Annotated in this window: 21 protein-coding genes; 10 read left to right on the top strand and 11 right to left on the bottom strand. The window is 59.9% G+C overall.

The window, feature by feature from the left end:
* Window positions 1-28 precede the first annotated feature (28 nt).
* The 5 genes from tal to ACZ899_RS10630 all read right to left on the bottom strand — a co-directional run bounded on the left by tal (window position 29) and on the right by ACZ899_RS10630 (window position 4,180).
* On the bottom strand, window positions 29-949 hold the full coding sequence (gene tal, locus ACZ899_RS10650; protein WP_234561517.1) for a transaldolase: 921 nt from the start codon (window positions 947-949) through the stop codon (window positions 29-31).
* 214 nt (window positions 950-1,163) lie between these two features.
* Window positions 1,164-2,171 carry a tRNA dihydrouridine(20/20a) synthase DusA gene (dusA, locus tag ACZ899_RS10645; RefSeq protein WP_234561518.1) on the bottom strand — a complete coding sequence of 336 codons (1,008 nt, stop codon included), beginning with the start codon at window positions 2,169-2,171 and terminating at the stop codon, window positions 1,164-1,166.
* A 363-nt stretch (window positions 2,172-2,534) separates the two neighbouring features.
* The gene (locus tag ACZ899_RS10640; RefSeq protein WP_234561547.1) at window positions 2,535-2,804 is read right to left on the bottom strand and encodes a DUF3077 domain-containing protein; all 270 of its coding nucleotides are present in this window, start codon (window positions 2,802-2,804) and stop codon (window positions 2,535-2,537) included.
* A 138-nt stretch (window positions 2,805-2,942) separates the two neighbouring features.
* Window positions 2,943-3,188 carry a hypothetical protein gene (locus ACZ899_RS10635; RefSeq protein WP_069016657.1) on the bottom strand — a complete coding sequence of 82 codons (246 nt, stop codon included), beginning with the start codon at window positions 3,186-3,188 and terminating at the stop codon, window positions 2,943-2,945.
* Between the two features lie 434 nt (window positions 3,189-3,622).
* A complete protein-coding gene (locus tag ACZ899_RS10630; RefSeq protein ID WP_234561519.1) occupies window positions 3,623-4,180 on the bottom strand; it encodes a hypothetical protein in 558 nt (185 codons plus the stop codon).
* Window positions 4,181-4,372: 192 nt separating this feature from the next.
* Here ACZ899_RS10630 and ACZ899_RS10625 point away from each other — a divergent pair, with 192 nt between their 5' ends.
* Window positions 4,373-4,777 (top strand): hypothetical protein, encoded by a 405-nt coding sequence (locus ACZ899_RS10625; protein ID WP_234561520.1) that lies wholly within the window; start codon window positions 4,373-4,375, stop codon window positions 4,775-4,777.
* A 153-nt stretch (window positions 4,778-4,930) separates the two neighbouring features.
* On the opposite strand, the gene ACZ899_RS10620 is transcribed toward ACZ899_RS10625, so the two are convergent.
* The gene (locus ACZ899_RS10620; protein ID WP_234561521.1) at window positions 4,931-5,869 is read right to left on the bottom strand and encodes a hypothetical protein; all 939 of its coding nucleotides are present in this window, start codon (window positions 5,867-5,869) and stop codon (window positions 4,931-4,933) included.
* Window positions 5,870-6,758: 889 nt separating this feature from the next.
* Here ACZ899_RS10620 and ACZ899_RS10615 point away from each other — a divergent pair.
* The gene (locus ACZ899_RS10615; RefSeq protein ID WP_046856331.1) at window positions 6,759-7,490 is read left to right on the top strand and encodes a hypothetical protein; all 732 of its coding nucleotides are present in this window, start codon (window positions 6,759-6,761) and stop codon (window positions 7,488-7,490) included.
* A gap of 174 nt (window positions 7,491-7,664) precedes the next feature.
* Here the strand turns inward: ACZ899_RS10615 and ACZ899_RS10610 are convergent, their stop codons facing one another.
* Window positions 7,665-7,934: a DUF3077 domain-containing protein gene (locus tag ACZ899_RS10610; protein WP_186733448.1), complete on the bottom strand. Its 270-nt coding sequence runs from the start codon at window positions 7,932-7,934 to the stop codon at window positions 7,665-7,667.
* Window positions 7,935-8,045: 111 nt separating this feature from the next.
* The gene (locus tag ACZ899_RS10605) at window positions 8,046-8,291 is read right to left on the bottom strand and encodes a hypothetical protein (protein WP_234561522.1); all 246 of its coding nucleotides are present in this window, start codon (window positions 8,289-8,291) and stop codon (window positions 8,046-8,048) included.
* A gap of 299 nt (window positions 8,292-8,590) precedes the next feature.
* Between ACZ899_RS10605 and ACZ899_RS10600 the strand changes: the two genes are divergently transcribed.
* Window positions 8,591-8,998, top strand: a complete 408-nt coding sequence (locus ACZ899_RS10600; RefSeq protein ID WP_234561523.1) for a hypothetical protein — start codon at window positions 8,591-8,593, stop codon at window positions 8,996-8,998.
* Between the two features lie 34 nt (window positions 8,999-9,032).
* Here the strand turns inward: ACZ899_RS10600 and ACZ899_RS10595 are convergent, their stop codons facing one another.
* Complete coding sequence (locus tag ACZ899_RS10595) at window positions 9,033-9,683, bottom strand: hypothetical protein (RefSeq protein WP_234561524.1); 651 nt, start codon at window positions 9,681-9,683, stop codon at window positions 9,033-9,035.
* Window positions 9,684-9,760: 77 nt separating this feature from the next.
* Between ACZ899_RS10595 and ACZ899_RS10590 the strand changes: the two genes are divergently transcribed.
* The 6 genes from ACZ899_RS10590 to ACZ899_RS10565 all read left to right on the top strand — a co-directional run bounded on the left by ACZ899_RS10590 (window position 9,761) and on the right by ACZ899_RS10565 (window position 17,403).
* On the top strand, window positions 9,761-10,573 hold the full coding sequence (locus ACZ899_RS10590) for an aminoglycoside phosphotransferase family protein (RefSeq protein WP_234561525.1): 813 nt from the start codon (window positions 9,761-9,763) through the stop codon (window positions 10,571-10,573).
* Window positions 10,574-10,893: 320 nt separating this feature from the next.
* Window positions 10,894-11,478, top strand: a complete 585-nt coding sequence (locus ACZ899_RS10585) for a hypothetical protein (protein ID WP_234561526.1) — start codon at window positions 10,894-10,896, stop codon at window positions 11,476-11,478.
* A 110-nt stretch (window positions 11,479-11,588) separates the two neighbouring features.
* Window positions 11,589-12,332, top strand: a complete 744-nt coding sequence (locus ACZ899_RS10580; protein WP_234561527.1) for a hypothetical protein — start codon at window positions 11,589-11,591, stop codon at window positions 12,330-12,332.
* A 937-nt stretch (window positions 12,333-13,269) separates the two neighbouring features.
* Window positions 13,270-13,785 (top strand): sigma-70 family RNA polymerase sigma factor, encoded by a 516-nt coding sequence (locus ACZ899_RS10575; RefSeq protein WP_234561528.1) that lies wholly within the window; start codon window positions 13,270-13,272, stop codon window positions 13,783-13,785.
* Complete coding sequence (locus ACZ899_RS10570) at window positions 13,782-14,702, top strand: FecR domain-containing protein (protein WP_326491849.1); 921 nt, start codon at window positions 13,782-13,784, stop codon at window positions 14,700-14,702. Before ACZ899_RS10575 ends, ACZ899_RS10570 begins: the two co-directional genes overlap by 4 nt.
* 289 nt (window positions 14,703-14,991) lie before the next feature.
* On the top strand, window positions 14,992-17,403 hold the full coding sequence (locus ACZ899_RS10565) for a TonB-dependent siderophore receptor (RefSeq protein ID WP_234561530.1): 2,412 nt from the start codon (window positions 14,992-14,994) through the stop codon (window positions 17,401-17,403).
* Between the two features lie 59 nt (window positions 17,404-17,462).
* Here the strand turns inward: ACZ899_RS10565 and ACZ899_RS10560 are convergent, their stop codons facing one another.
* The gene (locus tag ACZ899_RS10560) at window positions 17,463-18,485 is read right to left on the bottom strand and encodes an acyltransferase family protein (RefSeq protein ID WP_267967155.1); all 1,023 of its coding nucleotides are present in this window, start codon (window positions 18,483-18,485) and stop codon (window positions 17,463-17,465) included.
* 220 nt (window positions 18,486-18,705) lie between these two features.
* Entirely contained in the window at window positions 18,706-21,705 is a 3,000-nt protein-coding gene (locus ACZ899_RS10555; RefSeq protein ID WP_234561532.1) for an autotransporter family protein, read from the bottom strand.
* A 359-nt stretch (window positions 21,706-22,064) separates the two neighbouring features.
* Between ACZ899_RS10555 and ACZ899_RS10550 the strand changes: the two genes are divergently transcribed.
* The gene (locus tag ACZ899_RS10550) at window positions 22,065-22,355 is read left to right on the top strand and encodes a hypothetical protein (protein ID WP_234561533.1); all 291 of its coding nucleotides are present in this window, start codon (window positions 22,065-22,067) and stop codon (window positions 22,353-22,355) included.
* Window positions 22,356-22,360: the final 5 nt, after the last annotated feature.

Raw genomic sequence — 22,360 nt, 5'->3', positions numbered from 1 at the left:
GATCAAGCCGAAGATGTATCAGGCTTTGTCAGCCAGCCATCAGCGCTTCCAGCTTTTCCTGGTCGCGGGCGAACTGGCGGATGCCTTCGGCCAGCTTCTCGGTGGCCATGGCGTCTTCGTTCATGGCCCAGCGGAACTGGCTTTCGTTCAACTGCTGCTTGGCTTCGCCGGCACTGCCCGGCTTGAGCAGGCGTGGCAGTTCGCCCTGGTCGTCCGACAGTTGCTGCAGCAGCTCGGGGCTGATGGTCAGGCGGTCGCAGCCGGCCAGTTGCTCGATCTGGCCGATGTTGCGGAAGCTCGCGCCCATGACCACGGTGTTGTAGCCGTTGGTCTTGTAGTAGTCGTAGATGCGGGTGACCGACTGCACGCCCGGATCCTCGGCGCCGACGTATTCCTTGCCGGTGCTTTTCTTGTACCAGTCGTAGATGCGCCCCACGAACGGCGAGATCAGGAACACCCCGGCATCGGCGCAGGCCTGGGCCTGGGCGAAGGAGAACAGCAGGGTGAGGTTGGTCTGGATGCCTTCCTTCTCCAGCTTCTCGGCGGCGCGGATGCCTTCCCAGGTGGAGGCCAGCTTGATCAGCACGCGGTCTTTCGACACACCGGCCGCTTCGTACAGCTCGATCAGCTGACGGGCCTTTTTCAGCAGCGCTGGCTCGTCGAACGACAGTCGCGCGTCCACCTCGGTGGAGATGCGCCCCGGAATGACCTTGAGAATGCCCGAGCCCACCGACACGGCGAACTTGTCGCAGGCCAGGTCGACATTGCCCTTGGCATCGGCCTTGACCTGCTTGAGCAGGTCGGCGTAACCCGGGATGGCGGCGGCCTTGAGCAGCAGCGAAGGGTTGGTGGTGGCGTCGACCGGCTTGAGGCGGGTGATGGCGTCCAGGTCGCCGGTGTCGGCGACGACGGTGGTGAACTGCTTGAGTTGTTCCAGCTTGGAGGTCATGGGCGTGCTCTGTCCTGTGCAATGACTCGACATTACCCGAGCCCCGACAGCCACTCAAGGCCCGTCGCAGGCGTATCGGGAAACCCTTCGAAGCAGCGCGCTCCCTTGTGTAGGAGCGGGCTTGCCCCGCGAAGGGCTGCAAAGCAGCCCCGGTCAACGCCAGGGCCGCAGTAAAAGGCTAACCCTTCGAGTGCCAACCCCGCCCCAGGTTCCCTCAACGCCCCTGCAACAGCTCGGCAGCCTGGTCCAGCACCTTCAGCGGTTCGCTGGTCTTGTGAATGTCCGCCGACAGCAACTGCCGGAAGCGCCGCGCCCCCGGGAAGCCCTGGCCGAGCCCGAGGATATGCCGGGTGATGTGATGCATCGCGCCGCCGCTTTGCATATGCGCGACGATGTACGGACGCAGCTTTTCCATCGCCTCGGCCCGGCTGACCACCGGCGCCGCGCTGCCGAACAACTGCTGGTCGACCTCGGCCAGCAGGTACGGGTTGTGGTACGCCTCGCGTCCCAGCATCACGCCGTCGAAGGTCTGCAGGTGGGTGCGGCACTCGTCGAGGGTCTTGATACCGCCGTTGAGCACCAGCTCCAGGTCCGGGAAGTCGGCCTTCAGCTGCGCCGCCACGTCGTAGCGCAGCGGCGGGATCTCGCGGTTCTCCTTGGGCGACAGGCCTTCGAGGATGGCGATGCGCGCATGCACGGTGAAGCTGCGGCACCCGGCGTCGCGCACCTGGCCGACGAAGTCGCACAGCTCGGCGTAGCTGTCGCGGCCGTTGATGCCGATGCGGTGCTTGACCGTGACCGGAATGCCGACCGCGTCCTGCATGGCCTTGACGCAATCGGCCACCAGCGCCGGATGGCCCATCAGGCAGGCGCCGATCATGTTGTTCTGCACCCGGTCGCTGGGGCAGCCGACGTTGAGGTTGACCTCGTCATAGCCGGCGTCCTCGGCCAGGCGCGCGCAGGCGGCCAGGTCCGCCGGCACGCTGCCGCCCAGCTGCAGGGCCAGCGGGTGCTCGGATTGGTCATGGCGCAGGAAGCGCTGGGCGTCGTTGTGCAGCAGGGCGCCGGTGGTGACCATTTCGGTGTAGAGCAGGGCGTGCTGGGAGAGCAGGCGCAGGAAGAATCTACAGTGTCTATCTGTCCAGTCCATCATGGGTGCCACGGAGAAGCGGCGGGATGGCTCGGGGCGCAAGGTTGCGGGTGTGGCGGCTTGAGGATGCATAAGTCTGGGACACGAACTCAGCGAAGCCAGGCGGCGGGGTGCGCTGGCTGGCGATGGAAAGAGTGAATGGCTGCCAGTTTACCAAGCATGGCGGGATTCGTCCGGTTTGATCGGCGAATCAGGTGCTGGCCGGTTCGGAGGTGAACAGCGTTGCAAGCATCATCCGCGTGAGAGCGGCTTGCTGGTGCCTCCCCCCGGAGTGTTCGGCACGGCCAATCAGCCTCTGCGGCTTTCGTGACACAAGGTGAACTTACAGGTGACCGCGCCCCTGTAGGAGCGGCCTTGTGTCGCGAAAGGGTCGCAAAGCGACCCCGGCAGTTCCAAGCCGAACGCCAATGCTCAACACTTTAAACGGGTTGACCTTCAGCGGCTCATCCCCAACTCCGCATCATCCATCAGCGCCTTGGCCAATGCGCTCAGGTAATACGCCGCCCAAAGCATCTGCGGCTTCTCCTCCATGATCCCGCTGATGGTCAGGTCGCGCACGCAGCCCATCAATTCCGAGGCCTGATCCCGCGCATGCTGGCAAGGGATCCCAGGTTCGATGCAAAACAGCGGGTCGGTCTGGCCTTCGCCCTGGTAGAACTTGGTCTTGCCCACGGTGGTGTGGGGTGTGGTGGTATCTGTTGCCATCATTGAATCTCCCTGAAGTGTTCCGCTGCCTGGTCTATCGCTATCGCGAGTCAAGCCCGCTCCCACGTCGGCACGCAATGGCGTGGGAGCGAGCTTGCCCCGCGATGACGTCAGCTCAGGCACCACATGCCTTGTGATCTAGTGCAACGGACGCGGTTGCGCGTTCGGCATCTGTACCTGGATCAATGCCGACTCCAGTAGCACACGCAGTGCCTCCATCTCATGCATGGAGGCCAGCATCAGAATCGCGGCGGGTGACTTGGGCTGCAGTAAAACGGCCTGATGCGCCACGCTCTGTGCACACAGGGCGTACTCGGTGGCCTGGATGAGGGTGTCTTCGAGGGAGTGGTGGTTGTGGGGTGGGTCGGGGACGATCTTTAACATGGTGATTTACCGTTGACGGTGCCACCACCAACCTGCTGTCAAACAGAAGGGCGGCAGCTGTACGTGGGTTGACAGACCGGCGGTAAATCACGCAAAAGTTCCGGCGCACGCAAGCGTGCCCACACGTACAGCCACCATTGAACGGAGACTGCCTGCGTGATTCTACCGTTACAGCCTGTCAAAGCTGTGTCGCTGATGTGCAACGACAGGCCGAGACTAGAGCGCCCACAGAGCAGCCGCAACGGAAAACAGGCGGCAGCAGTATGTTTGGGAAATGGACTACAAGGAAGGGGTAAAATCTGATTGTTGGCGGCTTCATTCGACTATTTTCAGGCCGGTTCGCTCTGCAATCACTACTAGGGCCTTGCTTAACTCGCCGACGCACTCAAATGCTCCTCCTACCCTGGCGCATCACTAGGGGGCTCAAATAATGCTCAATGCCGTGGAAAAAGCATTCTTCCCAGCTTCGCTGCGGCTCCGACTCCTTTCTGGGCCTCATTGAGAATGTCACGAGAGAAGTAATCTGCGAGCCGTGCGCGGCCCTCTATCTCCTGCCGGATGTATTCTGGATCAATGTTTGGAAGCTCCACACGATAGGCCGCGTGATGAACCAATGCGGCAGCCTGGAAAAGCGCGTCGGAAAGCCTATATCGATCGAGTCCGAGTATTGCGCATGCCTCTAGGATGGCGACCGCATCGCTTTCGGCTCCGCCAGTGATACGCTGGTCTGGCAAGGTGGAGTGTCTACGGAGATGCTCCAAGTACTGACGTAGCGAAGGAATCGAGAGACCTATGGAGTAATGCTTGTTGTACCAAGGACCGATAATGTCGATTTCGTCCTGCGTGATGACCATTTCCTGGAAGTACCCGGCCCAAGCTTCCTGTATGTCCTCATCTATACGCTCCTGACCAAGGCTGGCCAGATGCTCGTTGAGGCGTTTGACTAAGCGGAAATAGTCGAGTCGTACAGGTGGATCGCGATGCTCATCCATAATCAGCTCCAAGATTGAAGTCGTCGATGAGTTTCCGCCAGCACGATGAAGATGGTCAAGATCGCCATCAGGCGCGGCCTCCTGGTACAGGCTGGCTGAGTGGCTAAAGGTCCGACCTTTTTCGTTTTCACGCCTACAATCATCCAACTGCGTGCGTTCAACCGATATTACTAAGCAAGGTGGTGTATTTCTATGGATTTGATGGCTCTGATTCAGCAGGCGCTTGAAGCGTCAGGTAAGCTGCGAGACCTCTCGAAAAAGGTCGAAGACGCGGATTTCAAAATGATACTGGCAGATCTTCATAGCGCCTTGGCTGATGCGAAGCTTGAATCTGGGGAGTTGAAGATGAAATTGGCATCGGCGCAAGAGGAGATAGTCAGGCTGAAGCAGCTGATCGAGCAGCGAGATAAAGGTAAACCCACCTACAACTCTGAGGGGGTCTATACCTTTGAAGGCGAGGCCGGTCGCTTCTGCACTGCCTGCTGGGACAGCGATGAGCGCAAGATGCGCTTGACCGACTTGGCCAGCGAATTCCGATTTGTCGGTCAGTGGGAATGCCCCAAGTGCCATGCCGGATATGGCGCAAAGGACGCATGAGGGCCCTGGTCCGGTCAATCATTCATCCATTATTTTGGCAAAGCTGTACGCATGAGCTAATGGGTACTGAGGTCGACAGTCTGTGCGAGGTTATCCAGGGGCTGGATTCCTAGCGAGGTTGGCCAAGCGCCTTTCAGATTCTTTCTATGTTTGCTATTGGCTCTGCATCCACTCTGTGGGATCGATTAGTTGCCATGATTGTGCTTCGCGATCAAAGTCCGTCCATATCTCCTGCAGCATGGCACGGTCACCTTGAAATAAGGGGCTGTCCAAATGAGCGAACTGATCGAAATTGGCGGATGGCAAAACAGTGCCAGTGCCGCTGTAGCAGAACCAGGAGCCCACCACCTGGGCGATTTCTGCAATTTCACGCAAAGCTTGCTTGGCATCTGCCAGACCCCAGCGCTCTAGCATGCGCCCTTGACGACTGGCCTCAGTGGCAGTGTGGGCGATATCCACGTTCACATGTTCTATGATGGACGATAGCCGGCCTAGGCGGGCCTCCAGCATGTCGAATACCTCAACCCGTATTAGATCATCTGGCCTAGATGTACCTGCGCTCACTCCGCTTAGCCAGTCGAATTCCTCGTGACGCTTAACCGCAAGCTCATAGTGGTATTTCGTGGGCACCCAGTACGATCGCTTTCCCTGTTGGAGTTGCTCAGTGGTAAAGGTGTCATAAGCTGCGTGTGTGCTGTGGTAGTTGTAATTCAGCTCCGCGATATCCCTGACGTATACCAGGCGTGTGAGCTTTCCACGCGAGGCGCGGATGTCGGCGATCAAGCTACCTAATGAGCACACGCTCCTCGGTCCGCGGATAGGTTCGACTTCTACGAGTCTGCGGATACCCTGCATCGTACCTGCCCAAAATCCGCTCGCTAGCATGTCCATGATCAAAACGTTTAGCTGCTTTTCACCGCAGACCGTGGGAGCTTGGCGCACCATCTCTACGACACATGAATACGCTGCGATGTCCCACGCCATTTGATTCAACGCCTTAGTAATGGCGTTCTCCTCGGTCTCAAAAACCCGCTTCCATTCCGCGATCCGATCTAGCACCGATGACTCCTCGGTTTTCATTTTGAAAGCCATGCGTACCGTGCTGGCTCGCGGCAGCAGCGGTCAAAGAACTGTGATGGCAATGGGATATTTTTCCTGTCTATGATGTTCCTTTAGACGGAGATAGGGGATAGCGATGATCGGGAAAATTTTCAACGCTTTTTCGCGCCGTAAAGGAAGCCACAGCCAGCCGAAAAAGCAGCTAACCGAGCAATTTTGGCAAAGGACGTTCATGCTCATCCGAGACGTGGGCCCCGGAGTGGTCGAAACCCTTGAGTGTGGCGGCTAGAGAATTTATAAACCTGGGACACCAACTCAGCGAGACCAGGCGGCGGGGGCGCTGGCTGGCGATGAAAAGAGTGAATGGCTGCCAGTTTCTCAAGCATGGCGGGATTCGTCCGGTTTGATCGGCGAGCAGGTGCTGGCCGGTTCGAAGGTGAACAGCGTTACAAGCATCACCCTTGTGTGGGCTGGCCCCGCGAATGCGCCAGACCAGACAACCCATGGCGGAAGCATTGGCGCATCGTGCCGATCAGATTGCCCCAGGCGCGCGATTGGCGTTGTCGGGATTTCGTACAGCGCTAAGCGATACCTATGGCTGGACGATAGTTCGAATAAAACGATCAACCGCTATCGCATACATGTCTATCGTGAAAGCCAACAGGCCTAATATTTTCAACGGGCGCTGAAACGTAATAGATTTCAGCCTGTTGTAGAAAGTGCTATTCCAGTGCTTACTTTGGTATGAGTGTTACTTAGGTTTTAATTGGGGGTGAATGGCTTTTAGCCACTACTCACTAATTGCCAATGATTCTAAGCGCTCCGTAGCATATTTTTTTGCGATGGCTAATCTCGTAGTCGCGCAACGGATGTTAGGGACGTACGCGCGTCTATCATGCTGCATCTACTAAAGGACTATCCCATGGAAAGCTTCGCTATCGCAGCCTCACAAATAAACTGGAACGGTGGCCAACGGATTACCTTGACTCCGGGTGATACGGCTACCTGCACGACGTTGCGCCCTGGCCAGATTTACGGGATTTTCATCTATAACTCTGCAGGTAGTGACAACAACGCCACTGTCAATGTGGTATGGAGCAATAGCCAACCCCCTGCACGCATTACTGTTCCAGGTACCACTGCCAATGCCGGCTTGGCTTCGCTGGGCTTTGTTTCGGGTACCGATACCCAGACCATCTCGGTTTCGCTGCCCAGCAACAGTGGCATCGCACAGGTCGAGCTGTGGCTGGGCAGTACCAGCATGCCGACCAATACAAGCGGGCTGAACAATAACCAGCTGCAGGCTAATGGTGAGCAGTATCCGTTCAATAAATATAATCGCTATTATTCGGTTCCTCCGTCAAAGTGGATGAATCTGACCATTGTTAGCAAAATTACTCAGTTTATTTCGTGCCAGTTCCGGGAGGCGGCTGCTACTGTGTTTGTTGTTAATGAAACCTCCAATGGTCTGCTGTCTGGTCAAGTCACTAATATTGGACCTACGGCTTCGGAGCAAGGCGCTGTCACCATTGTTGCGACTCAGATTCAAAGTGTCAGCAATAACTTGCAAGGCGACGGCACGCAGTGGGTCTGGATGGACGCTGATAGTCAGCAAGACTCTACGAGTGCCAGTATTTCTCTGCAGTCACTGTAAAAGGGCAGTCAGCTAAAATAAAAGAGCCGCGCTCTGCGCGGCTCTTTTGTTTTTTTATACGGTAACTTTCCGGGCATGCCATCAACGTTTGATTGCATCCATTCGCTGTTGCCAGTTCGCCGCTTTGGTCCAGAGGGCTTATCTGCTGCAAGGTAAGCCCAGCCTTCTCCCGCTTCAGTGGCTCATGCCCAGTTCCGCATCATCCATCAGCGCCTTGGCCAGTGCGCTCAGGTAGTACGCCGCCCAGAGCATCTGCGGTTTTTCCTCCATGATCCCGGTGATGGTCAGGTCGCGTACGCAGCCCATCAGTTCAGAGGCCTGGTCGCGGGCGTGCTGGCAAGGGATACCGGGTTCGATACAGAACAGCGGGTCGGTCTGGCCTTCGCCCTGGTAGAACTTGGTCTTGCCCACGGTGGTGTGGGGCGTGGTGGTGTCTGTGGTCATGATTGAATCTCCCTGAAGTTTTTCGCTGCCTGGTCTGACGCTATCGCGGGGCAAGCCCGCTCCCACGGTGGGATGCGATGGCGTCAGCTCAGGTGCCACAGACTTTGGGGTCTAGTGCAACGGACGCGGCTGCGCGTTCGGCATCTGTACCTGGATCAATGCCGATTCCAGCAGTACGCGTAGAGCTTCCATCTCATGCATCGACGCCATCATCAGCATCGCGGCGGGCGATCTGGGTTTGAGCTGTACGGCATGATGGGCCACGGTCAATGCACACAGGGCGTACTCGGTGGCCTGGATGAGGGTGTCTTCGAGGGAGTGGTGGTTGTGGGGTGGGTCGGGGACGATCTTGAGCATGTACTTATTCCTATCGAAGGGCTGCCACCTGCCTGCTGTCAAACATTAGGGTGGCAGCTGTACGTGGGTTGACAGACCGGCGGAATAAGCAGTCGCAACGGAAAAAAGGCGGCAGAAGTATGTTTGGGAAATGGACTACAAGGAAGGGGCTTAATCTGATTCTCGCTGTCTTTCTGAGCGCTTTATAAGTAGTGACTGGCAAAGGGCTTGGGCAATGGGTGTACAACGCGTGCAAGGTAGTGTTCCATGCCGAACACCCGTGTTCCTGCTGATACACCTCAACCTCAAAGGCCAGCGAGATGCCTGATTTTGTCGACCTGATTTGCCAATGGTATGGCGCAGACGAACTTGAGTCTGTCGACGCGATAGCGCGTTTGATTCCGGTGCTGGAGTTCGTTGCCATGACCGCAACACAGCAGGAGCAAGCACTGCCGGGTTGCCTGGCCTGCGAGGTGTGGAACGCCAGGATGCGTCATGTACAGGACGCGCTTCAGGTCGTCGGTAATACCTTGCCTGATTCGATTGCGGCGCCATTGAACCGCGTATGGGCGCTCTATGCGTCGATGGGCGACGGCGACCTGCCTTGCCATGATCGGTCGATCTTTCAGCGTGGCCACTGGCAACCGATGCGCGAGGCCGCCACGCAGGTTTTGAGTGCCATGGGGCCTGGGGCGGTCAAGACGTTACTGGCAGACTTCTCCCGTTGAGGCAGTTGCAGGGCAGGTTATATCGAACAAAACATCATTCAGCAGCTTCGCCATGGTGAAGTGGCTTCCTGCGCAGCGCATTGAATACCGCCTCGATGTACCAGGTTTCCGGCCCTATCTCGATGGCGTCCAGTGGCTCGGCATGTAGCTCGATCTGCGTCGTGATACCTTCGATGGCGAGCAGTTGCCGGGCATCTTCAAGTTGCCGGCGGATACCCTTGAACCACAGTCGGCCTGCCCCCTTCAGAAGGAACAGGGTGTCGGGATAGGAGTAGGCGAGCTTCTGTCGCAGGTTGATCACCGCCGTTCTGCTTTCACGAGTAAACGAAGGCGCCAGCACATAGGTTTTGCCCGCTGCGGCATGGAGGTCGTCCTTGTCCCGCAGGTATTCCTCAATAGAGAAGCAGCTGGCGACCGTTTCGAGCGCGCCGCTTTTGACATCGACCAGATGGGCGTTGACGCCGACGTAGCAGTACTCGGTCTTGCCATGCACCACGCAGTCCTCGCTGTTGCAACGAACTACCCAGTAGTCACCCTTCGCGGTGAGTTCACAGGACTGAATGACGAACCGTTCCGGGCGGCCATCTCGGATGATGTCTTTATGAAGGTCGAGGACGATGGCGCTGGCTTGGTGTGCGGATAGCATCTGCTGGTACTCGGGTAATCGTCGCGTCAGGATAGACATTTCCGAATGAACGGCATCGATGGATGTTCACCGGCTCATCGAGCCCCGTTCACAAGTGAATTGCGAGTAATGAAACCATGTTTGACCACTACCTGAAACGATGGGGGCTGACCCTCGACGGGGATGCGTTCGTTTCGTTGAACGGCCATCTTCTCCCGGTTCGCCAGGGCGATACACCTGCCATGCTGAAAATCGCGCAATCACCCGAAGAGCAGGCTGGCAACCAGCTCATGGCCTGGTGGGGCGGTGATGGTGCGGCCCCGGTGCTGGCTCACGATGGCGAGGCGTTGTTGATGACGCGGGCGCAAGGCTCAGCATCCCTCGCGCAGATGGTTGCCGATGGCCGGGATGACGAGGCTACGCGGATCCTCTGTGCGGTGGTAGCTCGCCTACACGCCCCACGTGCTGAGCCAATGCCTGCGCTGGCTCCGCTGGTGCAATGGTTCGAAGCGTTGTGGAGTGCGGCGGCGACTCACGGCGGGGTGTTGGAACACAGTGCCAGGGCGGCGAGGGCGCTTTTGGCCGAACCGCAGGATGTGGTGGTGCTGCACGGCGATATCCATCACGGCAATGTGCTGGATTTCGGGCCGACTGGATGGCTCGCCATCGATCCCAAGGGTTTGTATGGCGAGCGAGGCTTCGATTACGCCAATATCCTCTGCAACCCCGACGATGCAAGCGCGCTGGCACCGGCGGTCTTTGCACGTCGGATAGCGATTATCTCGGCTGCTGCCGGTATTGATCGTCGCAGGCTTTTGCAATGGGTGCTGGCATGGGCAGGGTTGTCAGCGACCTGGATGATCGAGGATGGTGGCGAGCCGGACGGTAGGCTTGAGATCGCCAAGCTGGCAGCTTCGGCGCTCGACTGCGGCGTTCAGATTTCTGACTGAGCCGGTGCCTGACAGATTCGACAGGGTTGACACTACCCCAGAGGTTCGTTGCAATGGCCCGGCATGTCACGGACGATGCAAGGGACTTGTCATGGCCAGGACGCTATCGCTCGCCCAGAGCAATCTGCCCCATCTCTCCTCAGGCTGGTCAAGGACCGGCTGCGCTTTCCTGTCCGGACTTTCCAGCATTGCACGCATAGAAGCGTGCAGCGCAAGCCTGCTGATGCCTCAGTCATCGTGCCTATCCCAGGGAGCGGCCATCAGCTGGTCGCATGGACTTGCCGCCGCCACCCGGCGCGGCCCTATACAAGGAGATTCAGATGCGACTGCAATTCCCATTGACCCTCAGTACCAGTGATTGGCAATACGAGACCGCCAGCAGTGGCGGGCTGACGGTGGCATTCGTGGCAGCCGGTGGTGGCATGCTGACCCTTAAAGACCCCGCTGGTGCCTTGCATCAGTACCGCTACGGCTCGGTCGGTGTCGGCGTCGGTGCTGGCGCACGCCTGCCACGCTTCGGCAAGGTCAACCTGCAGGTGCGGGGTCAGAGCGTCGGGGCGGCGGGTGCAAGCGAAGACTTTTATGCCAAGGGCAAAGTGCTGGTGGCCGACTCTATCGCTGCCCGCGGGCTGAACCGCGAGGACTTCAAGGGCGCCTGTGTATTCATCGAGGGCGGGCTGGGCCTGATCGGTGGGGGCAGCTTGTCGGGCATGCTGTTCGGCCTGGATACCAAGCTGCTGGCCATGACCGCCGCCGTGACGATTCCGGTAGGCCAGCTTGTCCTGCCGCAAGACACCACCGAGCGCCTGCTGCGTTCGGCCAAGGGCGTGATTCTCGCTGGCGGGTTCAACGTTGGCTTGCAGGCGGGCGGGGGTGGAACTTTTACCTTGGGTGGGTTGTTCTGAACGTCGATCTCTTTTTGAAGTTTTTTTGTTCTTGAACATTGGCCTGCTTGCATTTGCTTAATCTGTCCCCAGATTAGTAGGACCTCAGGTCGTCACACATGGGATAGGACATGCAATTTAGATTCAACCCGGAAACCAGCTTCAATGCCTCGACCCGAGATGTGCTGAGGGCCATGGCCGCTCGGGCCTTTGCGGCCTGCAAAGTGCAGTTCTCTAGTCAAGATGACCATGCATCACCTGTGTGCGAATTTCATGTGGGTGGCTTCAAGGGCAATACAGGTAACCTGGTAGGCATTCATGTGACATTTTCGACTGCGCAAGCACTTAGCGAAGCGTTGTCAGATTCACCTGCCAAGGTCGAACAGTTGATTCATCACGAGATGGTACATTTCTTCCAGTCTCATCTTCATGGCGTCGAACCGTATACATACCTTCCCCTTTGGTTTTCCGAGGGCATGGCAGTCGCTTTTTCCGGGCAAGGTATTATTGCCCGAAATAGTCATCTGGATTCGGACTACCCGAGACTGGGGGGGAGTGTTGGCTGGGAGCGCTATTACTTGATGAAACAGTACAGGAACATTGACTGCACGAGACCGCCTTTTGATGTGCTGTACGATTCTTGGGGGGCGCTTTTCATCTATGCGGTGACCGAAAAGCCAAGTATGTTCCCTGACCATGCCTTCATAGCGGAAGATACCTATCTACACGCGAGGGTAGGTCAAGCGGAGTGCGCCAAGGCGTTGGCGATCATGGATAGCGCCCGCCATTCCGGGTTCGATGTGGCCTTGAAACAGCACACGGGTAGAGAGCGGATATTGGAGTGTGGGTTCCGGCAATTCCTGGCAGCGGATTGAGGACTGGTCGTGTTTTCCTGACGGCACGTGAATATGTTCAGGTGAACTGTCTGGACTTTTGGCGAAGGCGTACGTAGGGAGAGGAGCCGGGGCCGTCAGATTGCAGGGCCCCGTCTTCCTCTGTTTGGGCGGTAGTTAGTAACCCTGAATTGTCTGCCTTGAGGTTCTTGATCCATGGCCAAAAGTACCAGGCTTCAAAAAAGCTTCATAAACGGTATCTGATCGACGCGACTGAAGGCGTTGTAACTGATGATGATCTCGTCAAAGCGCTATGGGCTTTCAATTAGGGCGATATCTTTGAGCTGAATTCGACTTCCTTCGGTGCTGGCGCTGTTGCTCAGTATCGATTGGAATATGTGATAACGAGAGGGCCGACGCCCGGGCACTGGTTGCACAAAGGCTTCGATCCAACGGAACTGGTCTTGACTTTCACGGCAAAAGCATTTGGCGATATTAGCCATGGCTGGACGCTATTTGACGAGTGATCCGTTCTGCATTTGTTGTTCAGGCGGGACACCTTGGTTAAAACACATGCATGGCAAGTGATAGTGCCGAGTAAAACTCTTTGATGGGAGGGGCAAGGACGGTTTGGTTTTTTCGTGTCGTTGCGGCATCGAGATAAGCCCCAATGCATCTCGATGATGTATAAAAACACAGATAAGCGTTCAATGCATGTTTATGCATTAATGCATCATAAATGATAGTGCTTACCATGTGTGACAGGGCATGAATCTAAATGCGCAGGAGCCTTTCGCCATGCAAAGGCCGCGGATGGAATAGACCGATATCTGCTCCGGTTGGCTGTGGTGAAACCCTCTGAACCGCTTTCAATTCCGCAACCCGTCTTTGCCTTGCCACCATTCCCAATCCCGCCCTCACTCAGTACACTTGCGACAAATTCTTATTCGCACCTGGTAATCTTTTGGGGGAGGGCGTGATGTCCACCGTTGTTCCCGCCGGCACTGTCCACTGCGGCCTGGAAACGCTCTACCGCGAGCACAGCACCTGGCTTCACGGCTGGCTGCGCCAACGCCTGAACAGCTCCGCCGATGCCGCCGACCTGGCCCAGGACACCTTCATCCGCGTGCTGCTGGCGCGCACTGCCGGCACCCTCAACCAGCCCCGTCACTACCTGGCCACCATCGCCCGGGGCCTGGTCATCGACCTCTATCGCCGCCGCAGCCTGGAAACCGCCTACCTCGAAGCCCTGGCGCTGCAGCCGGAGCACTACGCACCTTCCGCCGAAACCCACGCCGCCATCCTCGATACCCTGATGGCCATCGACCGGATGCTCGACGGCCTCGGCCCACGCACCCGGGCGATCTTCCTTGCCGTGCAACTGGACGGATTGAGCTATGAAAAGGCCGCCGAACGCCTCGGCGTTTCGGTGAGCACCGTGCGCAAGCACCTGGCGCGCGGGCTGATGCATTGCCTGCTGGTCGAGGGGGCATGAAAGCCATTCTTGCCGAGGCCGTGGACTGGTACGTGCGCTTGCACGACAGCAACGTCGACGCCGCCACCCGCGCCTCCTGGCAAGCCTGGCGCGCCGCCGACCCTCGCCATGCCGCCGCCTGGGCGCGGCTGGAGGAGCTGCAAGGCCGCCTGGGCAACGTGCCCAGTGGCGCCGCGCAGACCCTGGAAATCGCCCGACGGGATCGGCGCCATGCCGTGAAGGCCCTGGTGCTGTTGCTCGGTGCCGGTGTGGTGGGTTGGCAGGGTTACCGGCGCTCGCCGTGGAGCACCGATTACTCGACCCGGACCGGCGAGCGGCGCCGAGTGACCCTGGCCGATGGCACGCGCCTGGACCTCAATACCAACAGCCACGTCGATATCCGCTTCGACGCTGGCCAGCGGCTGATCCACCTGCGCCAAGGCGAGATCCTGGTGGAGACCGCCAAGGACCCGCGTCCGCTCAGCGTGCGCACCGCCGAAGGTGTGATTCGTGCCCTCGGCACCCGCTTCAGTGTGCGTCAGGACGCGGGTACGAGCCACGTGGCGGTGGCTGCCCATGCCGTGGAAGTGCGGCCAGGGCAAGCGTCGCAAGTGGTGCGTATCGATGCCGGGTATGGGCTGAGCTTCGCTGCCGATAGCATCGGGCCGTTGCTTCCCCTGACCCCCGGCGCCCAGGCCTGGGCACAGGGCATGCTGGTCAGCGTTGATTGGCGCCTGGGCGATGTGGTGCGTGAGTTGGGGCGCTATCGGCCTGGGTATCTGGGGTGCGCGCAGGAGGTTGCCGGGTTGCGGCTGTCGGGGGCGTTCAATCTTGATGATACCGATGTCGCGTTGGCCAGTTTGGAGGATGCGTTGCCGGTTCGGGCACGGCGCGTGACGCGCTATTGGGTGCGGCTGGAGCCGCTTGGAGTGGGGTAGGGTGGTCCGGCCGCCCTACCGAATGCACATTTCGTGGGAGCGGGCTTGCCCCGCGATGAGGGCGTCAAGGCTGCCATCGCATCGCGGGGCAAGTCGCAGCGGCGAACCGCCGCTCCCACGCCTCGAATCCTGTACGACAACACAGGTTGAAAGTCTGGGTGATTGCTCATCCTGTCTCAACATTCGAGAATTTTTCGCATTTGGGGTAGCAGATTTCTCACGCTGCTTCGGCTCTTCAGGGCGCGCGCTTCAAGCGTGCCCATGCCAACCAGTACAGGAACCCCTTTTCATGTCCGCACGCCGTACCTCGCTAGCCTGCAGCATCCGCCAGGCGACCCTTGCATTGAGCCTTTGCGCTGGCGCACTGGCGACCTCGACCGCCTGGGCCGCCCCGCAGCGCTACGATATCCCGGCCGGCAGCCTGGCCGCTGCGATCAGCCAGTTCGCCGCCGCCAGCGGCGTGACCATCAGCTTCAGCAACGACGAAACCACCGGGCTGCATTCATCGGGGCTGCAGGGCAGCTTCGAGCTGGAGCAAGGTTTTGCCACATTGCTGCAGGGCTCCGGGTTGCGGGTGCAGCAGGTGGGCGAAAAACGCTATGTGCTGAGCAAGGTGCAGAACGACGGCGCCGTCGAACTGGGCGCGACCAGTGTCGATGCCCTGGGCCTGGGCAGCACCACCGAAGGCACCGGCAGCTACACCACGGGTTCTGCCAACACCGCGACCGGCCTGCGCCTGTCGGCGCGAGAGACGCCGCAGTCCGTCAGCGTGGTGACCCGCCAGCAGATCGAGGACCAGAACCTCACGGACGTGACCCAGGTGCTCGAGCAGACACCGGGTGTGGTCGTCGACAGCATGGGGCCGGCCGGTAGCGACGCCAATCATATCTATGTGCGGGGTTTCCAGGTCGGCAGCATCCAGGTCGACGGCGTCAACCGCCCGGATAGCTACGGATTCCGCGATGATCTCGCCGACATGGTGTCGTACGACCGCGTGGAGGTGGTGCGTGGTGCCACCGGCCTGATGTCGGGCACCGGCGATCCCGGTGCCACGGTCAACCTGATTCGCAAGAAGCCGACCGTCGAGACCCAACGCAAACTGACCCTCAAGGCCGGCTCCTGGGACAACTACCGCACCGAGCTGGATGTGTCCGGCAAACTGTCGGAAAGCGGCCATGTGCGTGGGCGTTTCGTGGCCTCGACCACCGACAGCAAGAGCAATGTCGACCGCCAGTCGCTGGAACGGCAGGTAGCCTACGGCGTGCTGGAATGGGACGTCACCGACAGCACCCTGCTGACCGTGGGCGCGGAGTACCAGGAGATGGACAACGACGGCGCGGGCAACCACGGTTTTCCGATGTACAACGCCGATGGCAGCCACTTCAACCCGTCACGTTCGTTCAACTCGGCGTCGGACTGGAGCTACCACAAGCGCAGCGCGAAGACCCTGTTCACCACCCTGGAGCACCAGCTGGACAACGGCTGGCAACTGAAGCTGAACGCCGAGCACAGTCGCCGCAGCTATGACGACGCCTTTGCCACCGCCGCCAGCGGCACCGTCAAGCCCGACGGCAGCGGCATCAGCACCTGGACGGGGCGTTGGGCAGGGGACCCGCGGCAGACGTCGTTCGACCTGTCGGCTTCCGGTCCGTTCGAGCTGTTTTCCCGTGAGCACCAGGGGTACCTGGGCGCCAGTCACTACCGCGCCTACTACCGTAACAACGGTTACCCGCTGTGGTCGTTCCAGACCATCGACAACATCCACACCTGGGACGGTTCGCTGGCAATCCCTGCGGCCATCCACACCAAGTCCACGGAGGATGCGCTGGATGAAACCCAGGACGGTTTGGTGGCCTCGGTGCGCTGGAGCCTGACCGATGACCTGGCGCTGATTACCGGTGCGCGGCTGATCGACTGGAAGCGCGACGAAAGCCATACCACCCTGGCCACCGGTGCGACCACGCGCACCTCGCGCAGCGAGACCGGGGTGGTCACGCCCTACGTGGGGCTGATCTACGACTTCGCCGAGAACTGGTCGGCCTACGCCAGCTATACCGCCATCTTCAAGCCGCAGAGCAGGCAGGATGCCAGTGGTGGCTATATCGAACCGCTGGAGGGCGTGAACTACGAGCTGGGTATCAAGAGCGAGTTCTGGGACAAGCGCCTGACCACCGCCTTCAGTGTCTTCGAAGTGCAGCAGGACAACCTGGCCGTGGCCGACGGCGACAAGCTGGCACCGGACGGCAACCAGGCCTACCGCGCCGAGTCCGGCACCAAGACCCGTGGTTTCGAGATGGAGGCGGCCGGGCAGATCCTGCCCGACTGGCAAGTTTCCGCCAGCTACACCTATGCCCAGGCCGAGGACGCCGAAGGCAAACGCCTGCTCACCGAAGTGCCGCGCGACACCTTCAAGCTCTTCACCAGCTATCAACTGCAGTCCCTGCCGCAGTTGAAAGTCGGCGGCGGCGTGCGCTGGCAGGGCATGGAGTACAAGAAGAAAGCGGGGCCCCATGGCGAGACGTTCACCCAGGACGCCTACAGCGTGGTCGACCTGATGGCGCAGTACGCGTTCACGCCGCAGACCAGCGTTTCGTTGAACCTCAACAACGTGCTGGACGAGAAGTACTACTCGGCGATCGGCGCGCGTGGCTGGTATGGCACCCCGCGTAGTGCCACGGCGACGTTGGTCTACGCGTTCTGACGGAGGCGGCGGGTGGTTCCCATGCGTGGGAGTCACCCGCCAGCTCCGTGGGCGAACACTCAGTTTCCGAGCGCAGGGCTGTCAGTCTGGCGCCTGTCGGTTCGCTTCGCGAGCCTTGCAACCGGTTTTTCCACCAGGTTGAAGCTGATCGCGGAAACCAGGGCTATCAGGGCAAGCGAACCGATCAAGGTCGCGGTTGGAGGCAGATCCGTATTCTTCTGCAATTCCAGCATCAGGCTGAGAATCGGGATATGGCACAAGTAGGTGGAGTACGACCAGTTACCCAGTGCATTCAGCCAGGTCATGTTGTGCAGCAGCCGCTCCTGGGAAATCGCGCAGATGACAATCAGCGCGCAGGGGATTCCCCACTTGAAGGGGTTGTGGGTGGCTTCGCCGAACCTGGCGATGACGAACAGTGCTGTTGCCAGAAGGGCAAGGGCGGCCCAGGGCCGGATCGAGTTGAATGTGCCCCGCTGGTGAAGGATACCGACCGTCACGCCGAAGAGAAACTCATAGACGATCTTGTGCTTGTAGAACTCGAACGCGCCACCCAGTTCCGGCAAGAGTTTGCGCAGCGCAAGGATGCCGAGGAAGAGTGCGGCGATACGATACTTCCCGGGGAGAAACAACGAAGCGAAAAATACGCCGTAGAACATCATTTCGTAGTTGAGCGTCCAGCCGACGGTCACGATCGGGAAATACTCTATGCCGGAGGGGTTCAGGGCCGGTATGAAGAAAATGCTCTTGAGGAAAAACAACGGCTCGAACCCTGTGAAGGGAATGACGCCTGGCAGGCAGATCAGCAACGCTGCGGTAATGGACGTGAATAACCAGTAGGCCGGGACCACGCGAGCGATTCGGTGCTTGGCAAATTCCAGGGGCGTGACAGGTTTCCTGGACACCGACAGGTAGATGACGAATCCACTGATGACAAAGAACAGGTCGACCCCGATGGCACCGTAGCGTTGCAGCGCAACGGATAGCGGGTCCATCAATTTAAAGTTGTAGGTGATCTGCATGTAGTGATGGAACACCACTATCCATGCTGCGATGGCTCGCAGGATCTGTATAGAATTCAGCATTTTTATTGTTGTTCCAACCAAACCTCAATCCTATCAAGGCTCCGCTCGGAAAATCCATTGGCGACCCTGCAAGCCGTGCTTGGCGCATGGGCGGGTCTCCACTGGGAGCCGCGGGATCAATGAGTGACACGTAGCTCCAGGCAGAGAGGGCTTGACCCGTAGCCAAGCTCAGCCCTGCTCCTTCATGTTTCCCACTGTTCGCTTACCCGCAGGGGCGGTCTCAGAACATCATCTGCCACTGCGCCGTCAGCGCCTGGTTGCGACTATCACTGCCCAGCTCGCCGCTGTACCCCAGGTTCAGGCTGTGCCGTGCCGACAGGCCAATCCCCAACCCGGCCTCGAGCATCAGGCTGTCACGATCCAGCGCGGTGCCTTCGACGCTGAAGGCGCTGCCGCCGGAAACGAAGGCCTGGCGCACCTCACTGTCCACGCTGCCATACACATGCCGCCAGCCGAGGCTGGCCCGTGGCGTCAGGCTGATGCCGTTGTCCAGTTGGCTCAAGTGCGCCAGGCGTACGCCGAAGGTACTGCTGAAGTTGTCCTGGCTCTGCCCGTCGACGTCCAGCGCGGCGATGCCGCCTGTCTCCCGATAGCTGTCGCGGTGATAGCGCTGGTAGCCGAGGTTGGCGAAGGGCTCGACATTCAGGCGGCCGCTGCCGAGGTTGTAACCCAGCTCGACGAAGGCCTGCTGACTGTCGGCGTCGTAGTCGCCCTTGGGGCGCTCGCTGAAGCGCTCGAATTCGATGCGCCGCTTGCTGTCGCCGTCGTGCCGGCTGTAGGCGGCGCCCAGGCGCAGGGCCAGCGGGCCGCTTTGGCGCAAGGCATAGAGGCCGGCGTGCCAGCTGTCCAGGGTGCCCTCGTCGGCACCGCTGTCCAGGCGGGTTTTCGAATAGCCGCCCAGCACGCCGAGGCGCCAGGTGTCGTCTAGCGCCCAGTCGACGCCGAGCAGGGTGCCCTGGGTGCGTTGTTCCAGGCCGGCGCTGCCGTGGGCGCCATCCAGTTTGCCATAGCCGCCGATGCCCTGCAGCCACACCCGGCCACGGGCGTGCGGGTCGTTGAGGTTGCGCAGCTCGCTGGGCACGCCGGTGGCTGCGACGCTCGGGGCCTGCACCGGGTCGAGCGCCAGGGCCAGGCCTGCGCCGCTGCCCATCTGGTACATGGCCGCGAGCATGCTCGTGCCGACCTGGGCGCTGCTGCCGAGAATCGCGGCACCGAGGTTGGCGTTGCCGCTGCCGGCCAGTTGCTCCAGGGCCGAACTGGCCGTGGCGGGGCTGGCGTAGAGCAGGGCGCCGTAAACCGGGGTGTTGGGGTCGCTCTCCCACCAGTAGTCGTTCGGTCGGATGCTCTCGGCCAGCCGCTGGCTGTTAGGCGTGGTGGCGTACTCGGTCATCTCCACGTCGTTGCGCGTCAAGGTCATGTTCACGCGGGTGTCGGTATAGCTTAGCTCCGGAGTCAGGAACGCATAGTAAGTATCCTGAACCTGAGCGAAACGGCCGACGACCTGGCCGGCTTCGAGCAAGGTGTAGTGGCTGTGCCATGGCCATGGCGTATCACCGAAATTGGGGGTGATGCGCAGGCTGGCGTCATTGAGGTAGGCGGTGCCGCCCACCCGCAGCGCGCCGCTGCTGCCATCGGGGTTGACGCCGATATCGACGATTGCCTGGTTGCCCAGGGTCAGGTTGCCGATGACCCGGGTGGCGCCTTCGGGCTTGCTGTACAGCGTGCCGTTGACATTGAGATGGCCGACCGAGCCGCCGCCGGCATAGGTGCCCCATTGATCGACATCCACGGTGCCGTTGAGGGCGCCCTGGTTGACCAGGTGCGCGTAGTCGAACACCCGGCTGGTTTCGCTGAAATCGCCCTGGCTGGTGACGGTCCAGGTTCCGCCCAGAACCTGCAGGGACTCGAAATTGCGGCTGTTGCCGAAACTGCCGCTGCCTGACCAGTCGTATTTGCGCCCCAGCTCCACGGTGTCATGGCCGCTGCCCCCATCGACGAGGCCTTCGAAGCGGCCCCGTGTGGAGACCTGGAGGAGGTCGTTGCCGCCGCCCAGGTCCAGCGCCAGGCCATTGCTGCCACTGATAAGGCCATCGTTGACAAGCGTGTCGTCGAACGCGCCGACGAACTTGACGCCATGGCCGTTCAGTCCCTGGATGGTGCCGACGTTGCTCACCCAGGTGCCGCCCAGCGCCGCGCCATCGCGGTTGCGCGCGCTGCCGATCGTCACGCCGTTGTCAGCGCCGACGATCAGGGCGTCCGGGCCGTTGACCAGCCGGCCGCCGCCGAGTACGACGCCCTCGCTGGTGTTCGCGATGCCGTTGTGATCGAGGCCAGCGGCACCTTCGCCGCGAATCGTGCCGCTGTTGGAGACCTCGCCGATGCCGGCGATACGCACGCCATCCCCGTCACCGTAGGCCTGCGCGCCATTGGCGCCACCGACGATCAGTCCACCCTGGTTGAAGACGTTGCTGTCGCCAGACGAATTGAACCCGGCGTCGTTGCGGCCAATGACCGTGCCGAAGGTGCTGAGCGTTCCATTTGCATCGGCGTTGACGCCATGCCGACCGCCATCGATCTGTCCATGGTTGGTGACATAGGTACCGGTTGCGGCGCGCAGGTTGACGCCGTCGAAGCCATCGCTGGAGATCTCGCCGAAATTGTCGATCCTGGCATTCGAGCCCGTGGTCATGCCGTCGGCGGCATAGGCACGAATCACGCCGCCGCGTGCGTTGGTGACGTGGGTGGTGTAGTAGCTGCTGCCGACCATTGCATCAAGGTTGATGCCCTGGCCGAAGGCGGAGCTGATAGTGCCGCTGTTGACGATATCCAGGGAGCCGTAGGAGGTGGTGTTGTTGATGCGGATGGCGTCGCCGTTGCCCTGGATCAGCCCGCCAGCGCTGTTGTTTATCTGGTAGTAGCCTGTGGTGTTGGGCAGATCGAGGGTATCAATCGCCCTGGAACCGGTGGAGATTATCGAGCCCGCGTTGTCGATCGAGACCGAGGGGATGTAGCCGTGGTTATTCAATGTCACGGCTTGTCCGTTGGCCACGATGACGCTGCCGGTGCTACCGATGTTCAGCCTGTCGATGTTGCCTAGCTGCTGGGGAACAAAGGTGGGGGTGTCGATGAAATACTCCGCCCCCTGGGCGTGCAGCGAAGCGCCACTGGAAACGACAAGGGCAATCTGCAGGGCAAGACGGTTTTTACGGGAACGGTGCATTTGAAGTAAACGGTCCATGTTTGCCGGATTCGGATCCGATACTCGTGCTAGCTATTTGCTATTGCAAGCCGCTCCTTTATAAAAAATCGAAATAATTCTCTGATGAGTAAGGCGGGGGCGATCGGACCGGCGGCGAAGGTGATATTGCTGACCGCCCAGCCTTGTTGAAACATCCGGCTAATCCTCGAAAGCACCTGTTACACAGGCGTCCAACCCAGCTAATCCCGTCAAGCCATAGTTCATCCGCACGTGTCATCCGCATCTCGACATGGCTGATGCGCCGCTGGTCGGGTGAATCGACCTGAAGGTGGATTCATTCAGGATTTTGTACGATGATTTTCGTATCGTGAGGAAGGGTCATGCCAAAGGGCTTCAGGGCAGTCAGGCGCGCGGTAGTCGCCGCGCTCGAATCCGGGGATTACCTGCACGTCTCACGGGGTGATATCGAGGTCAAGACTCTGCTGGCCATCGGGGAGGTCGGCGCAGGCGAAGTCATCGATATCATCAATGCTTGCGACGGCAGCCACTACAGCAGTAGCCCGCACCACGCCGTGCCGGCCATCGAGGTCCATGTGCTGAAGCGCCGCGGCTGGTACATCAAGTTCTATTTCATCGAACCCCAGACGTGGTTCATCAGCGTTCACCAATGAGTATC

The organism is Pseudomonas sp. TE31087, from assembly GCF_057284075.1.
Note: the sequence above shows the minus strand (reverse complement) of the source record. Positions and strands in the feature narration are given on the sequence as shown.